Source organism: Kitasatospora sp. NPDC018058 (assembly GCF_044327205.1).
GTDB lineage: Bacteria > Actinomycetota > Actinomycetes > Streptomycetales > Streptomycetaceae > Kitasatospora.
Window position 1 is genome coordinate 21,363 of sequence record NZ_JBIRFA010000047.1, and the last position, 12,748, is coordinate 34,110.

The window sequence follows — 12,748 nt, forward strand, 5'->3', positions numbered from 1 at the left end:
GAGCGAGAGCCGCCGGCCGCCTGCTCGGCTCCCTGGGTCAGCGGTCGAGCGCGTTCATTTCGTCGGGGCCTACGCCTGGTCCCAACTTTCCGGGTCAGGTGTCGTTTTGGTGCGGCCGCCCGTCCTCGGGGGACGTGCTGTCATCTTCGAAGTCGACGTCGACGTGCTGCTCGGGGCGGCGTTCTTCCTGGTTCGCGATGGATCCCAGGACTTTCTCGTCTGCCTCGGTGAGCGGTGGCTGCAGAATGCTTCGCGGCCACAGTCGTCGGTGCAGAACCACGTTGGTCTCGGCCGCGTACATGGTGATCGTCGCGGCCAGAGCGAGCCAGGAGAGCAGGCCGATCACGGTTGCGAAGAACCCGTAGACAGCTGTGGCGTGGCGCAGTTGGTGGGCCACGAGGATGGCACCGAAGGCCTGCAGGACGGTGAACAGGGGCCCGGCGATCGCGCATCCGGGCAGCAGGGCGCGGGTGGGGATGGTCTTGGGAGTCAGGATGCGGAAGCAGGCCAGGCACAGGCCGGTGTTGAGCAAGGCGGACAGGACGAGGGCGCCGATGTGGGCGGCCGGCCCGCCAAGAGTGGTGGCGACGACGGTGGCGGCGGCGGTGGCGAGCAGCAGGCCCATGGCGAGGGTGGTGAACAGCAGCAGGCTGCGGGCCAGGCGCGGGAAGTAGCCGGGGCGGACGACTCCGGGCACGTTCCAGACCTCGGCCATGGCGTGCTGAAGAACCTGGGCGACACCGAGCACGCCATATACCAGGCCGAGGAGGGCAACGACGAGGGCGAGGCCGCTGCCCTGGACGGTGTGGACGTTCTGGCGGAGCTGGTCGCCGATGATGGGGAAGTCGACGAGCGCGGAGTTGACGATGGCCTTCTGGGCGCCTGGGTGTCCGTGGAGGACGAAGCTGAGAATGGTGCTGAGCAGGAGCAGCAGCGGGATCAGGGCCATGAACCCGTAGTAGGCGATGAGGGCAGTTAGCAGACTGCCGCGGTCGTCTCCGTACTTCTTGATCACGCCGACGATCATTCCCGGGACAGTGTGGTGTTGCTGGGCGTGATCGAGAGTGCGGAGTGTGCGTTCGACGGGGTTCATGCCTGGCCTTCTTGTCGTCCGGCTCCGTAAGGCGGGGCCTGTCCGACAGGCGTCTACCCCGTCGCGCGGCAGGCTACCGGCCGATCCGGGGCCGGTGGACGGTCGGCGGGGCGAGGCCGCGGCTCGCCCGACATGCCTGCGCCACCCACCGGGATGCCGATCGATCCGCTTCACGGCAGTCGCCACCGCAGGACACCGCCGAGGGTGAAGTCCGAGGCACGTCTCGCTGAAAAGAACAGCGCTCCCGCCCCCGGGTTCGATGTAATTCGGTGACCTGGAGTACCGAATCCGAGGTTTGTGGCAGATGACGAAGCGGTCGGTGTCGCTGATCCGGACTTGCTTGACGCGCACGCTCCCCTGCTTAGGGTCCAGTCTCGCATGTCGTCCTTGACCTGCTGGATCAGCTTCTGGTCGGAGGCGTTGCTCGGCCCGCACCAGCACCAGCACCAGCCGCGGACCGGGATCCCGTCCCGCGCGACGTCCAATGCCGATGACGATCTGCGGCGGTCGTAGCGGGAGTCCTTGGGCTTGTCCTAGCGTCGGAAGCCGCTCTTCGTCGCGTCACTGTCGTCCGGGTCCGGGAAGGGAATAGCGGTAGGTCCGGTGTCCGTACCGAGTCACCGGCAGCGCTACGAGGCCGACCAGCGCCCTGACTGGCGGCAGGGCCAGAAGACCGCCCAGATACGCCCATGGGCCGTTCGAGCGCATCAGTAGCCGCGCGCACGCCTCCAGACCCGAATATTGCCTTCCGCCGGGCGTGACCCACAGCAGACGATGCTGGCACCGGGCGGGCGTGATCACACCCCGTCCGCCGACCCACTTGTCAAGCGCGGGCAGATCCGCGATCTGGAAGGCCATCGCTTCCCATCCACCCGCGGACCGACTCCCTCCCGGTGAACGCATCGCCCACCTGACCCATTTCGAGCACCACGGACAGTCCCCATCGAAGATCAGCAACGGATCCCGGAAACCATTACTATGCCTTCATTCTCCCGCCCCGGCCGCTCCCGCGCGGCCCGGCTTGACCCACGTGGATCGACCAACAATTCGCGCTAAATTCCATAGATTTCGGGCATGAATGTGCCGCTGCGGGGCAGACGTGGCACACAAGCGGCGCAGGGCGTCGCCAACGGCGTGGGTGCGGCCAGTGGCCTCGGCGGATCGGCCAGGCAGCGGGCTGACGCGCCCCTCGGTGGACACGACGAGCCGGGGACGCGATCCGGTAGTGTGCCCGTACCGGGGCGTCTGGTTAGCCTCGTGCTTTCATGAGGCTGGCCACCCGGAAGATGTCGGCAATATGAGGGTGCCTCTGAACAGCGAGAAAGAGGGCTGACGAAGTTCTGTTCTCTGCAGCAGCCGGACTTCTCAGGTGAATAGCCGCCAGGACGTCCGGGCTTGCGCCGGCCTCGCGAGTAGCCCGCGCCGTCAGAACGGCGGTGACCACCGATCGGCCCAGGCCGGCGGGTCCCCGGCCGGAGGCCAGACACGAAGCTCTGGGAACGACGGGTGGGGCCACATGCGGCCGACCCATTCGGATTCGGGGATCGCGCCTTCCCAGTCGTCGGTGCAACGGTCGGCCCAGTCGCGGCCTACCAGCACCGGCCGAGTCGCCAGTCCGGTCGGAGTGTCCTGCACTCGCAGGACCAGGCCCATGTCGTTGATCCCAGGGTTTCCGCGCGGCCCGTAGCGCACGCCGCCCATCGAGTCGGGGAGATCGAGCAGCCATTGCTCCAGCTCGGCCGGATCGCCACCGGCCAGTGCCACCCCGCCCAGTGTCACCTGCGGCCCGTGAACGGCATCGACCGCCACGCAGAACAGCCGGCCGGAGTCGTCGAAGTACTCGTATACGGCAGGTTCCGCCGGGCTGAGCCCCAGTTGGATACCCACGACCTCTGGAAACCAGGGTTCGGCCTGGAATCGTCGCAGCTCAGGGGTCTCCGGCAGCGCCATCGCTGCCTCATCCATGCTCATGCCGAACCGCAAGGGCCCGACGCCCTCCAGCGGCGTGAGCGCCCACACCGACCGAGCCCCCGCAGTGGCTTCTTGAGAGCCGGGTGACGTCATCCGCTTATCCCCTCCGCCCACCCCAGGCTTCGACCAGGTGGACCGCGCCGTCCGGAGGCACTCTTCAGGTGAGCAAGCGTATCGGTTACTACCCGCGCTTGCGGGTGTCGGGTAACGGCAACGGCGTCGTCTCGCAGGCAGGTGGGTTGCTGCTGATAGAGACAGCCCGCCGGGCGGGTCTGGACGTCGCACTGTCGGCGGCACTCCTGCCGTGGCGCAAGGCCCGGGCCGTCCACGACCCGGGAAAAATCCTGCTCGATCTCGCCCTGGCGGTCGCGTGGGGCGGGGACTGTCTCGCGGACATCGGCGTGCTGCGGCCCGAGCCCCACGTGTTCGGGGTGGTCGCGCCCGATCCGACCGTCTCCCGACTGGTCGACACACTGGCCACGGCCGGTCCCCGCGCGCTGGACGCCGTGCGGAAGGATCGGGCCGAAGTCCGCGAGCGTGTCTGGAAGTTGGCCGGGTGACGCGGCGCCGAACGTGGGTGGCCAGGTGATCGTGGACCTCGACGGCGTTCTGGTCCTGGCCCACTCCGAGAAGCAGGGCGTCGCCGCGACATGGAAAAAGACCTTCGGGCACCACCCGTTGCTCGCGTTCGTCGACCACGGCCCGCAGGGTTCCGGAGAACCGGTCGCGAGCCTGCTGCGGCCCGGCAACGCGGGCAGCAACACCGCCACCGACCACATCGAAGCTGCCCGGCAGGCGCTGGCCCAGCTGCCGAAGAAATACCGGCGCGGACGGCGGACCTTGATCCGCACCGACTCCGGCGGCGGCACCCACGAGTTCCTGAACTGGCTCACCCAGCGTGGTCGCTGGCTGTCCTACTCGGTCGGGATGGTCATCACCGAAGCGATCCACCGGGCCGTTCTCCTGGTGCCCCCGTCGGCTTGGACCCCGGCCGTCGAACCGGACGGCCAGGTTCGGGACGGTGCCTGGGTCGCCGAACTCGCCGGCGACGTCCTCAAGGGCTGGCCGAAGGGCATGCGGCTGATCGTGCGCAAGGAACGGCCTCACCCCGGCGCCCAGTTGCGCATCGCCGACGCCGACGGCATGCGCATCACCTGCTTCGCCACCAATACCATCGGCACCGCGATCGCGCGGTTGGAGCTGCGGCTCCGCCCGGCGCGCCACTGGCCCTGGACCGAGGTCCTCACCATCGCGTTGGACCCGAACCTTCCCCCGACGTACGGGCAGACGACCCGGACCGGGCCCGCGACTTCGTCACCGGCCGCGGCAAGTCCTGAACCCGACCCCTGCCTCGGCAAGCGAGTCTCATCGGGCCGCACAGCGGAACCGGAGATCACGCATTGCAAAACCGGAATCCGCGTTCATACTTGTGGTATGTCGGACGAGCGGGAGCCACGCAGGGGCTGGACGTTCCTGACGCACCACGCCCGGGTGCTGTTGATGATCTCGCGTGACGCGGAAGTGCGGCTGCGGGACCTCGCCGCAGTGTGCGGAGTGACCGAGCGGGCCGCGCAGGCGATCGTCACCGATCTGGAGAACGCCGGCTATCTGATCCACACCCTGCACGGACGCCGCAACCACTACCGCGTCGCGCACGGTACGCACTTCCGCCACCCGGCCGAGGCCCGCCACGAGATCGCCGGCCTGCTGGCCCTGTTCGCCGATCTTCATGCCGGTCCCGGCCCCGATTCCGCCCCCGCGACTCCCAGCGGTGATCATCATGACGAGCATCCGTGAGCCCGTCCGAGACCTCCTCCAGCGCAGCGTCGCACCGTGTCCCCGCTGCGGACAGCCTTGGAACCGGGGGCTCGAACGCGTCGAGGTCCTCACAGGCCGGACGGGCATCTCGCGCCCCGCTCCGTGCGCCACCCCCGGCCGGCCGGCCGCGGGCGGGCCTGCCCACCGGAGAGGGCGGTGACATGAACGCCCCCTCGCGCTACGCGGTGACTCTGCCAGGCGTGCCTGGCCGACACGGCCCGCCGGAGGTCGTCATCGTCCACGCCACCGGAACCGTGACGGCCGACGGGACGCCTGTATACGCGGACGAAGCCGGCACCTTTCAAGTGGAAATCATCGGCGAGGTGGCCCGGCCCCTCGCGGAACCGGCCGGGCCGGGCCAGCACACCTGCCTGCACGCCCAGCCCCTGCCCTGACAACCCTTCGTCGGCGCTCTCACCACCAGACTGCGCCGCCGATAGGCAGTCTGACCAGCAGCATGCCGGGCGGCTGCCCCGATCCGGGGCCGCCACACCTGGGCCAGCAGGGTGCGGCAGACGCCTCGGTGGCACGTAGGTCAGGCTGGTCCGTTGCTCGGCGAAATGGCCGCAGCGCGGGGCCAGGACGGACGTCCCGAGGTCGAAGCAGGCCTCAACCCGGTCGGAGTGGGTGCCGAAGCGGTAGGGCAGCACCGCGAGGTCCGGACCGGGCCTTCTATGTGGCGCAGCACCCCGCCACCGGGGCGTCCGCGTGCAGGTCGATCCGCAGTCGCGCTTCGGGCAGCCCGACGACCGTCGGGGCGAGCACTTCCACCAACGGCAGCGGGGCCACGTTCGCCATTGCAGGACATCCTGGATCAGCGTGCCGTCGCGTTCGAACAGCACCGCGTCCGTGGGACGATCGGTCGTCGTGCGGTCACCCCTCGCACAGTCAGCCGAGGAACAGGCGGCGGTGGGGCGGGTGAACAGCCACGGGTCGGGCCGCTCAGCGGGCCGCCGGACGGCCTGGGCCGCAGCACGGGTCCGTACGGGTTCTGCGGGGTACACCATGCCCCTGCGGGTTGCCGCCGTGGGCGCCGTCGAACGGCCGTCGGGCTGACCGGTTGGGGTGACCGGCGGGCTCGGGGTTGCCGCGAGCCGTCCGAGACGATCACCTCGATGCCGGGGGAGCCCGGAGGCTGGTGTGTCCGGACCGGTTACTGGCTGCGCAGCCGCTGGCCGCGAGTCGCCGCGACTCCTCGGGCGGGGCGTAGGCGCGCAGCGCGGGCCCCGTGCCCGTGGCGGTGTTTGGCCTGGGGCCGCGCGGGGACACGCTCTGCCGGACGGGGGAGACGTCGAGGAGGAGTACAACGATGTCGAACGATGCCATCGTCCTGCTGCGAGAGGACCACAAGGAAGTGCGTCGGCTGTTCCGCCAGTACCGCGAACGGACCGACGGGGACGGCGACGACAGAGGCGACGGGAAGGCCCGGGGTGAGACGGTCCAACGGATCGTCGAGGCGCTGACCGTCCATACCTACCTGGAGGAGGAACTGGTCTACCCCACGGTCCGCCGGGAGGTACCCGACCTCGCCGAGGACATGGACCGCGCCCGCCAGCAGCACCACGTCGCCGACCTGCTCTGCGAGGAGCTGAGCCGCATGACCCCCGACGACGAGGGCTACGACGCCAAGGTCGTCGTGCTGATCGACGCCGTGGGGCGGCACATCTCCGAGGAGGAGGACGACTGGTTCCCGCGCATCCGTGCCGTGCTCGGCCGCAAGGAGCTCCAAGAGATCGGCGAGAGGATGCGGGCCGTCCGGGAAACGGCACCCCGCCAGCCGACCGGCGGCGGAATGTTGCACCGGATCGCGGACGTGCTCGAGGGCTGACCGCTGACCTGCGACCGACATGCTGACCGCCCCCGGCGGGCACGCACGAAGGCAAGTCACCCGTGCACCACGACCACGGCCTGCTGGGGAGCGTCGACGGTGCCGAGCCGGTGGAGGGACTCCAGCACGGTCTGCCGGGCCGCAGCAGAGCCTCCGTCCTTCAGCACGACCAACTGGATGGTGCGTTCTCCGAGGGATGAACGGTCTCTCCGGCCCAGTGCAGCCCAAGGACGACCCCCAGGGCGGACGGCCACAACTTCTGCTCCGACCCCACCGAGTTCCAGGTCTACGAGGTCTCGGTGATCCACGAGAAGCTCACCGAGATCCGCTGCTTCACACCGGAGTCGTTGCCCACGCCGCCGCTCTGCAACCCGGGGCCGGTGGACCAAGTACCTGAACACCCAGCCCAATTCGGTCGAGCCCACGCTCGAGTGATCGCCCATCATGTCGAGGGGCGGCCATGGCGGCGGCATAGGCTGTCCGCCCGTTGGCGGCGATCGGAGTGGCGGACGGACAGCGTTCAACAGGTTGACGTCAGTGGCCGGTTGCGTTCTTCAGGGCGTCCTCGGCCTTCCGGCCGGCTTGGGCGGTAGCGCCCCTGACCTGGTCCATTTTGCCTGTGGCGATGAGTCGTTCGTTGCCGACCGTCTTGCCGGTGGCTTCTTCGATCTTGCCCTTGGCTGCGGTTGCGGTGTGCTTGGCCTTCTTCCCGGCGCTCATGGTGCGTCACTCCTTCGACGGAGGCTTGATTCACCTCGGCGTGCCTTGGGGTTCCATACCTGTGGCCAGCGGATGTGACGGGCTGCTTCGGCGCGGGGGCGCCGTTGGGTCAGTCGGAGGCGAGCAGGTGGCCGAGCGGACCCAGGTCGATGTTGAGGTCGTCCGGGGTGAGATCGAAATGCTCGCGCAGTTCGTCGATGCGTTGTTCGAGGGCCATCAGGGTCAGGCCCAGCGACTCGATCTGGTCGTCGTCGAGGTCGCCCTGGTCGATGCGGCGCAGGGCTTGGCGTTCCATGAGCTGGTGCACGAGCTCGACAAGGGCCAGGACCAGGCAGGTGAGGTCGCGGGCGACTGTTTCGGGTTCCAGCGGCATGCGGCGGTTGGTGGTCGGCCTACGCGGGGACGCGGCGGAGCGGTCAGCGGAGGGTGGCATTGCGCGTGATGGGGGGTCGGGCGAGGTCACGTCGGCTCTCCGGTGTCGTGGACACCCTGAGCGTCGGGTTCCATGGCGGCTCGCACGGAGGCGATCATGGCGCGCAGACTGATGCGGACCAGGTCGACGTCGGCGATGGACAGGGTGATCTCGCCGACGATGACCACGCCGCCTGCCAGGAGGCGGTCGAGCAGGTCGACCAGGGCCACGTGCCGCTCGGGCACGAGGGGCGAGGGGTCGGGCCAAGCGGCAGCTGGCCGGGGGCTGGTGGTCATCGCGGCTCGTTCTCGTGGTGGGCAGTCGTGGTGAAGGAGTAGGGCGGCCACGGCCCGGTCGTCTTCAGGCGGAGGCCGGGGAAGCGGGCGGAAAGCGTGCTGACGGCCTTGTGGAAGGCGGCCGTGCGGGTCTGCTCGACGAGGTAGGCGCCGTTGAGGACCATCGGCTCTGTGAGGCCGGTTGCGTCGGGCGGCTGGAGCGGGTGGCGCATGGCCTCGACAGCGGATCGTGCGAGCACGGTGTGGACGTTCACGGCGTCGTCCGTGGCCTGCTGGAAGGCCTGCTCCTGTCGGTGGCGGTGGGCTTGGCGGCGCAGGAGGTAGGCCGTGCCCGGGCGGACTGCCGGATCCTGCTGCGGATCGCCGTCTTCGGCGTCGGTATCGAGTGGCGGACCGGTGGGTGTGAGGTAGGCCTTCACTCCCCATTCGACTCGGCCGGCGGTGCGCTGGAGTGAGGCCAGCAGCTCATCACGGTTCTCCTCGAGCATGGCGGCGGCCCGCTGGTCGTCGCGGTAGAGGGTGGCGAAGCGCAGGGGCAGCACCGGGGCCGTGCGGGCAAGGGTGTCGACCACGTGGTGGTGGACGCGGACGGCGTGCTCCAGCCAAACAGCATCCTCCAGGCGCGCCCGCAGGGGCTCCTCGTCGAAGTCCGTGCGCGGCACCGCGCCCACCAACGCGATGAGGCCCGGTCCGGCGATGACGTGCGGCGCTTCACCGGCCACGCCGGTCAAACCGGGCGGCACGGTGCGGTCGGCGCCAGCGCCGGCGATGGCGTAGAGCCAGGTGTTGGTGGGCGGTTGGGTGCTCATGAGGGGTCGATTCGGGAGGTACGCCGGGTGCGGGACGTCTTGCGGGCGGGTTGGGTGTCGGCGTCCCGACCGCCCACGGTGTCCTGCACGTCGTCGGTTTCGGCGGGGATGGAAGCGCTGTGGGAGGCTTCGAGCTGGCCGAGGCGCTCACGCAGGAGCCGGTTCTCGGCGGCGAGGTTGCGCTGGCCGGAGGAGAGGCTCGGGTCGTGCTCCCACCAGTCGATGCCCATCTCGCGGGCCCGGTCGACGGAGGCGATCAGCAGGCGGATCTTGATCGTGAGCAGCTCGATGTCGAGGAGGTTGATCCGGATGTCCCCGGCGATGACGATGCCCTTGTCGAGTACCCGTTCGAGCAGGTCGGCCAGGCTTGCGGACTGTGGAGCCGCGGACGTCCTCGGCGGGTGCGACAACGGGCCGGAGCCGCCGTAGCCACTCAACTCAGTCATGACAGCTCCTCGTTCGCCCGCCCCCGGTGGTACCGGCGGTCCCGTCGGTAGGAGACGAGTTCGCCTTCCGGGTCCAGCACGACCTGGTAGACGGCCAGGATGTCGGTCGAATCAGGAATACGACGGGCCTCCAGAACCTCCACCCCAACCTGCCAACCGTCCGCAGTGCGGTCGAGCGACGTGACGCTCTCCGCACTGCGCCCGGTGAGTTCCTGGACGTAGACGGTCGCTCGCGCGGCGGCGCTGCGCGCGTCGAGCCGCTCCGGCTCGGCTCGGTGACGGGCCGTGAGTGGTTCGCCGGGTCGGCGGGCAGGGCCCGTGCTTCGGCGTCGTGACGGGGTTGGTCCGTCTTCGTCCTTGGGCCGGGTATCGGCGTCGGCTCGGCGGGTGGCGGGGGCGGCACGGCGCCGGGGTGTTGCAGGAGGTGCGGTTTCGTCCTGCGGTTCGGGCGGTTCGGGCGGTTCGGGCGGTTCGGGCGGGCGGCGGGGTGCGGGGCGCGGCTCCGCGTCGGGCGGCGGACGGCGTCGCGGGGGGTCGGAGCCTCGTCCTCTTGGTCGGGTGGCGCCGGTGGACGCCGCCGGGGCCGGGCGGGCTCGGAACGTGTGGCGGTGCGGCGCGGCGCGGGATCTTCGGGGTCCCGGGGCGGTGCGGGGCTGCGGGGGCGTGGCTCGTGTTCAGGCACGGATCTACACCTCCAGACCTCCGGCGGCGCCCTTGGCCTGCCACAGGCGCCGTACTAGCTCCTCCTCCTGTGCGGCGGCGTCCTCATCGCTGATCGTGCCGCTCGCGCGGGCGGCTTCCACGTCTGCCAGCCGGGCGCGGATGACCATAGGGTCGGTCAGCTCCCGGTGGGCCTGCTCGTTGAGCTGTTCTGCCACCCAGACGACCCCGCGCACGGGAGGCAGCGGAAGAGTGAGCAGACCGGTGATCAGTCTCATGACTCGTCTCCTTGCTCCGCGGGTCAGGTGTCGGCCACGGCTTCGGTGACGAAGTCGTAGGGGGCGAGCGGGCCTAGCAGCCGCACCGTGGTGCGCTGCGCCCAGTCGCGGGCCAGGTCTTCCGCTGCCGCCTCGAACCCGTTCCAGTTGGTCTTGGCAACGAGGAACGAGGCGCTGACTGCCTGGTCACCGACCGCGTCGGTGGCCGCGCTGACGGCCACGGCGAGCGGCTCCAAACGTTCCAGGGCGATCGCGGTGTCGGACTCGCGGTGGGCGGCGATCTCGTTCGCGATCATCTCGCCGAGACGGACCCGCTCGTAGTAGGTGGCCTCCTCCGGGAGGGCGGCGACGTCCTCGCGCAACCGGGCGATGTCCCGGTTGGCGAGCACATCCCGCAGGACGCGCTCCTGCCGGTAGGTGGCGCGCAGCGTGAACTGGGCGGTCTCGCGCAGGTCCTCCAGTGCGCTCAGGAACGCTTCCTCGTGGGGGGCGAGTAGTTCGTCGGCCACGGCTTCGAGGTCGCGGACCACCGCGCCAAAGCGCAGCGGCAGTACGGCGCCGCGGGTGGCCAGGGTGTCCAGGACACGGGCGTGGCCCTGTAGGTCGGCGGCGGTGCCCAACGGGCCGTCGGTCGCCACGTCGCTGACCAGTGCCGCGATGCCCCGGTGCCGCACCAGCGTCACCGGCGCGGGCGGGTCGCCGATCCCCTCCAACCCGGAGGGGTCGGCGTCCGACGTCACGATCCCGTACACGTAGCAGGCCTGCTCGTCGGTGGGAGTACGGCTGTTCATCACTCGCGCTCCCTACGCTGGGAGCGGGAGCGGGAGCGGGGCCGCTCCCGGGGCTCGCGTTCCTCGTCGTCCCCCTTGACCCGGTCGATCACTTCGCTGACCGTTTCCTTGACGCCCTCGAGCGCGCCTTTCGTCTTGCGCCCGGTCCCACCCTGGCGCATGTCCTGCATCAGTTCAGGTAGTCCCCCGCTCTTGTCCTCCTTCAGGTCCAGGCGGTTGACTGCCTCGGCGAACCGCAGGTACGTGTCGACGCTGGCCACCACGATGCGCGCGTCGGTGGTCAGCAGCTCGATACCGACCAGGGAGACGCGGATGTAGATGTCGATGACCAGGCCCTTGTCGAGGATCAGGTCGATGACGTCGACCAGACCGCTCGGTGAGGGCCGGTCCAGGTAGTGGCTGGGACGTGGGGCGACGGTCATGACGGCTCACCGCGACCGTGCGGGCGTGCGCCTGCGGGATCTTGAGGCAGTCCGCGCGTCGTCCTCGTCCTCGTCGGCGCCGTAGTCGTCCTCGTCGTAGTCTTCCGGCTCCTCTTCCTCGTCGTACTCCTGGGGTTGGCCCTCGGTCTCGTCTTCGTCCTCGGAGCCGCCCTCGGGTTCCCCCTCCTCGTCGTACTCGTCCTCCGGCAGCTCGTCCTCCCAGTCCTCGGCCTCGGCGTCTTCGTCTTCGGGCTCGTCCTCGTCGTACGCCTCGGACTCCTCCTCGTCCTCGCCACCGACTCGCGGCTCCCGCTCTTCCTGCTCCTCGTCTTCGTCGTACTCGCCCTCGGCGCCTTCGTCCTCGAGGGCTTCCTCGTGGGAGAGCACGACATCGCCGTCGCGGATCTCCCCTCGCCAACCCTCGACCGCGTCCGGATCGAGGATGGTGCGGGTCATGATGTGGCGGCGGAAGTGCTTGAGTTCCAGGCGTGTCCGCCGACCCTGGGCCCGCCACAGGTTGCCCACGCGCTCGACCAGGCCCTGCGGGTGGTACTCCAGCACCAAGAGGATCTTGGTCAGGTTCGGCGTCAGCTCGTGGAAGGTGACCGTGCCATCGACATAGCCCTTGTCGCCCTTGGAGCGCCAGACGATCAACTCGTCCGGCACCTGCTCGATGATCGTCGACTCCCAGGTGCGGTGAGCAAGGAAGATCCCGGCTTTCCACGAGATCTTCTCGTCGGACTCCTGCTCCACCATCTCGAGCCGCTTGGTGAAACGGGGGAAGTCCTGGAACTGGGTCCACTGGTTGTAGGCCACCCGCACGGGGACCCCGACCTCGATCTCCTCGACGATGTTGGTGACCTTGAGCTTGCCGCCCTTGCCGCCTCCCCCGCCTCTGCCACCGGTGAGCTTGTTGCCGACAATTTGCTTCAACCCTGCCGCGCCCGCTCCCAGCAGCATCCGCATCGGAGACGTCCCACCGCCTTCGCCGTCGTCGTGGCCGCCCGAGGGGCCGTACTCTGCGTAGTCGACGAGTCGACTGGTGGCCTCGGCGACCTTGTCGCTCGCCGCCGCCACGGCCCGTTCTCCGGCAGCGGCAGCCAGTTCGCGCGCCTGCTGTATCAGCCTGTCGGTGGGCAGGGCCTCCAGTAGTTCACCCAGTCCCAGCGGGCCTTGATCCTTCTTGGTTTGCTCGGCCATCGTC

At 69.6% G+C, this 12,748-nt stretch carries 15 protein-coding genes and 2 pseudogenes; 3 read left to right on the top strand and 14 right to left on the bottom strand.

Going from position 1 to position 12,748, the window contains the following annotated elements:
* Positions 1–94: 94 nt before the first annotated feature.
* The 3 genes from ACH4E7_RS38235 to ACH4E7_RS38245 all read right to left on the bottom strand — a co-directional run bounded on the left by ACH4E7_RS38235 (position 95) and on the right by ACH4E7_RS38245 (position 3,064).
* Entirely contained in the window at positions 95–1,027 is a 933-nt protein-coding gene (locus ACH4E7_RS38235) for a YihY/virulence factor BrkB family protein (protein ID WP_396253802.1), read from the bottom strand.
* A 627-nt stretch (positions 1,028–1,654) separates the two neighbouring features.
* Positions 1,655–2,050 (bottom strand): thiol-disulfide oxidoreductase DCC family protein, encoded by a 396-nt coding sequence (locus ACH4E7_RS38240; RefSeq protein ID WP_396253803.1) that lies wholly within the window; start codon positions 2,048–2,050, stop codon positions 1,655–1,657.
* Between the two features lie 468 nt (positions 2,051–2,518).
* Positions 2,519–3,064, bottom strand: coding sequence for a hypothetical protein (locus ACH4E7_RS38245; RefSeq protein WP_396253804.1), 546 nt, complete (start codon positions 3,062–3,064; stop codon positions 2,519–2,521).
* Positions 3,065–3,225: 161 nt separating this feature from the next.
* Here ACH4E7_RS38245 and ACH4E7_RS38250 point away from each other — a divergent pair.
* A pseudogene (locus ACH4E7_RS38250) lies at positions 3,226–4,276 on the top strand (IS1380 family transposase); the annotation flags it as partial.
* A gap of 767 nt (positions 4,277–5,043) precedes the next feature.
* Positions 5,044–5,277, top strand: coding sequence for a DUF6296 family protein (locus ACH4E7_RS38255; protein WP_396253805.1), 234 nt, complete (start codon positions 5,044–5,046; stop codon positions 5,275–5,277).
* A gap of 277 nt (positions 5,278–5,554) precedes the next feature.
* Here ACH4E7_RS38255 and ACH4E7_RS38260 read toward each other — a convergent pair whose 3' ends face one another.
* Complete coding sequence (locus ACH4E7_RS38260; RefSeq protein ID WP_396253806.1) at positions 5,555–5,680, bottom strand: hypothetical protein; 126 nt, start codon at positions 5,678–5,680, stop codon at positions 5,555–5,557.
* A gap of 511 nt (positions 5,681–6,191) precedes the next feature.
* On the opposite strand from ACH4E7_RS38260, the gene ACH4E7_RS38265 reads away from it, so the two are divergent.
* Positions 6,192–6,710, top strand: coding sequence for a hemerythrin domain-containing protein (locus ACH4E7_RS38265; protein WP_396253807.1), 519 nt, complete (start codon positions 6,192–6,194; stop codon positions 6,708–6,710).
* A 534-nt stretch (positions 6,711–7,244) separates the two neighbouring features.
* Here ACH4E7_RS38265 and ACH4E7_RS38270 read toward each other — a convergent pair.
* The 10 genes and pseudogenes from ACH4E7_RS38270 to ACH4E7_RS38315 form a co-directional block, all read right to left on the bottom strand.
* Complete coding sequence (locus tag ACH4E7_RS38270; protein WP_396253808.1) at positions 7,245–7,430, bottom strand: CsbD family protein; 186 nt, start codon at positions 7,428–7,430, stop codon at positions 7,245–7,247.
* Positions 7,431–7,539: 109 nt separating this feature from the next.
* Entirely contained in the window at positions 7,540–7,803 is a 264-nt protein-coding gene (locus ACH4E7_RS38275; protein ID WP_396253809.1) for a gas vesicle protein K, read from the bottom strand.
* 86 nt (positions 7,804–7,889) lie between these two features.
* Positions 7,890–8,138, bottom strand: coding sequence for a gas vesicle protein (locus ACH4E7_RS38280; RefSeq protein ID WP_396253810.1), 249 nt, complete (start codon positions 8,136–8,138; stop codon positions 7,890–7,892).
* On the bottom strand, positions 8,135–8,947 hold the full coding sequence (locus ACH4E7_RS38285) for a GvpL/GvpF family gas vesicle protein (protein WP_396253811.1): 813 nt from the start codon (positions 8,945–8,947) through the stop codon (positions 8,135–8,137). The genes ACH4E7_RS38280 and ACH4E7_RS38285 overlap by 4 nt, the downstream gene beginning before the upstream one ends.
* A complete protein-coding gene (locus ACH4E7_RS38290) occupies positions 8,944–9,393 on the bottom strand; it encodes a gas vesicle protein (RefSeq protein WP_396253812.1) in 450 nt (149 codons plus the stop codon). The genes ACH4E7_RS38285 and ACH4E7_RS38290 overlap by 4 nt, the downstream gene beginning before the upstream one ends.
* Positions 9,390–9,659 (bottom strand): annotated as a pseudogene (gene gvpO, locus ACH4E7_RS38295) (gas vesicle protein GvpO); the annotation flags it as partial. The pseudogene gvpO and the gene ACH4E7_RS38290, both read right to left, overlap by 4 nt.
* Before the next feature lie 420 nt (positions 9,660–10,079).
* The gene (locus ACH4E7_RS38300) at positions 10,080–10,331 is read right to left on the bottom strand and encodes a gas vesicle protein GvpG (protein ID WP_396253813.1); all 252 of its coding nucleotides are present in this window, start codon (positions 10,329–10,331) and stop codon (positions 10,080–10,082) included.
* A gap of 23 nt (positions 10,332–10,354) precedes the next feature.
* Entirely contained in the window at positions 10,355–11,122 is a 768-nt protein-coding gene (locus tag ACH4E7_RS38305) for a GvpL/GvpF family gas vesicle protein (RefSeq protein WP_396253814.1), read from the bottom strand.
* Positions 11,122–11,544 carry a gas vesicle protein GvpJ gene (gvpJ, locus tag ACH4E7_RS38310; RefSeq protein ID WP_396253815.1) on the bottom strand — a complete coding sequence of 141 codons (423 nt, stop codon included), beginning with the start codon at positions 11,542–11,544 and terminating at the stop codon, positions 11,122–11,124. The genes ACH4E7_RS38305 and gvpJ overlap by 1 nt, the downstream gene beginning before the upstream one ends.
* A gap of 6 nt (positions 11,545–11,550) precedes the next feature.
* Positions 11,551–12,744, bottom strand: coding sequence for an SRPBCC family protein (locus ACH4E7_RS38315; protein ID WP_396253816.1), 1,194 nt, complete (start codon positions 12,742–12,744; stop codon positions 11,551–11,553).
* Between the last annotated feature and the right edge of the window lie 4 nt (positions 12,745–12,748).

Bases quoted from the DNA above. Each gene is read 5' to 3' on its own strand.
- ACH4E7_RS38305 (WP_396253814.1), bottom strand. From the start codon at position 11,122: ATGAACAGCCGTACTCCCACCGACGAGCAGGCCTGCTACGTGTACGGG.
- ACH4E7_RS38255 (WP_396253805.1), top strand. From the start codon at position 5,044: ATGAACGCCCCCTCGCGCTACGCGGTGACTCTGCCAGGCGTGCCTGGC.
- ACH4E7_RS38290 (WP_396253812.1), bottom strand. From the start codon at position 9,393: ATGACTGAGTTGAGTGGCTACGGCGGCTCCGGCCCGTTGTCGCACCCG.
- ACH4E7_RS38235 (WP_396253802.1), bottom strand. From the start codon at position 1,027: ATGATCGTCGGCGTGATCAAGAAGTACGGAGACGACCGCGGCAGTCTG.
- ACH4E7_RS38245 (WP_396253804.1), bottom strand. From the start codon at position 3,064: ATGAGCATGGATGAGGCAGCGATGGCGCTGCCGGAGACCCCTGAGCTG.
- ACH4E7_RS38265 (WP_396253807.1), top strand. From the start codon at position 6,192: ATGTCGAACGATGCCATCGTCCTGCTGCGAGAGGACCACAAGGAAGTG.
- gvpJ (WP_396253815.1), bottom strand. From the start codon at position 11,544: ATGACCGTCGCCCCACGTCCCAGCCACTACCTGGACCGGCCCTCACCG.
- ACH4E7_RS38260 (WP_396253806.1), bottom strand. From the start codon at position 5,680: ATGGCGAACGTGGCCCCGCTGCCGTTGGTGGAAGTGCTCGCCCCGACG.
- ACH4E7_RS38315 (WP_396253816.1), bottom strand. From the start codon at position 12,744: ATGGCCGAGCAAACCAAGAAGGATCAAGGCCCGCTGGGACTGGGTGAA.
- ACH4E7_RS38285 (WP_396253811.1), bottom strand. From the start codon at position 8,947: ATGAGCACCCAACCGCCCACCAACACCTGGCTCTACGCCATCGCCGGC.
- ACH4E7_RS38270 (WP_396253808.1), bottom strand. From the start codon at position 7,430: ATGAGCGCCGGGAAGAAGGCCAAGCACACCGCAACCGCAGCCAAGGGC.
- ACH4E7_RS38280 (WP_396253810.1), bottom strand. From the start codon at position 8,138: ATGACCACCAGCCCCCGGCCAGCTGCCGCTTGGCCCGACCCCTCGCCC.
- ACH4E7_RS38275 (WP_396253809.1), bottom strand. From the start codon at position 7,803: ATGCCGCTGGAACCCGAAACAGTCGCCCGCGACCTCACCTGCCTGGTC.
- ACH4E7_RS38300 (WP_396253813.1), bottom strand. From the start codon at position 10,331: ATGAGACTGATCACCGGTCTGCTCACTCTTCCGCTGCCTCCCGTGCGC.